Annotated in this window: 2 protein-coding genes; both read right to left on the bottom strand. The window is 63.6% G+C overall.

Features of this window, described 5'->3' with window-relative positions:
* Complete coding sequence (locus A5779_RS00010) at positions 1–465, bottom strand: DUF5078 domain-containing protein (protein ID WP_064877731.1); 465 nt, start codon at positions 463–465, stop codon at positions 1–3.
* Between the two features lie 17 nt (positions 466–482).
* On the bottom strand, positions 483–728 hold a 246-nt coding region (locus A5779_RS00005), incomplete at its 5' end, for a DUF732 domain-containing protein (protein WP_064877729.1).

Genomic DNA, 728 nt, shown 5'->3' with positions numbered 1-728 from the left:
TCAGTGCCAGTCCCAGACCGACATGTCGTTGGGTGGGTAGTTCTGGCAGACGTCGGTGGTGTTGGCCGCGACGCCCTTGTTGTTGAAGAACAGCTTGGCCCAGTTCGGCCAGCGCCAGGACATGTTCTCGAAGAAGGCGTTGGTGGCCATGTTCTCGGAGTACTGGCGGCGGCCGGCGTAGTCCATGGAGAAGAACCAGTGGATGCGCTCCTGGGCGCCTTGCTGGTCGGCGACGGGCTTGTTGTTGTAGTCGATCATGTAGCGCTCGTAGTAGACCGGTTCGACGTCGCGGGCGGCGGCCATGATCTGCTCGGCGGTGCAGGGGGTGCGCAGGATCCGGTTGGGGATCGGGTAGTCGTCGGTGGCGTCGGCGCTTGCGATGCCGGCGCCGGCCAGGCTGCCTGCGACGGCGCAGGTGGCCACGCCGGTGCGGATCAGGTTCTTGACGCTCGTGCGGTTGGACATGGTGCTCCCACGGTTGGTTAGTGCGCGGCCTGTTCGTAGACGAAGCGCTGATCGGGGCAGTAGTAGTTGATGGCGGTGCCGGTGAACTGCCAGGACTGGGCGTCGGTGCTGTCCTTGGCCAGTTGCTTCTTCACGAAACCGACCGAGTCCTGGGCGGTGTGGTCGACACCGTTGTGCAGCCGCTTGCACATGATCTTGGCGATCCAGGCGTTGTAGTCCCGCTGCCCGTAGATACCGAAGGTGTGCAGCTCATTGGCGAAATC

This window comes from Mycolicibacterium peregrinum (assembly GCF_001665625.1).
In the GTDB taxonomy this organism is placed as follows: Bacteria; Actinomycetota; Actinomycetes; order Mycobacteriales; family Mycobacteriaceae; genus Mycobacterium; species Mycobacterium peregrinum_B.
The sequence above is the reverse complement of the archived record's forward strand: the minus strand, read 5'-3'. Positions and strand labels throughout refer to the sequence as shown.

Bases quoted from the DNA above. Each gene is read 5' to 3' on its own strand.
- A5779_RS00010 (WP_064877731.1), bottom strand. From the start codon at position 465: ATGTCCAACCGCACGAGCGTCAAGAACCTGATCCGCACCGGCGTGGCC.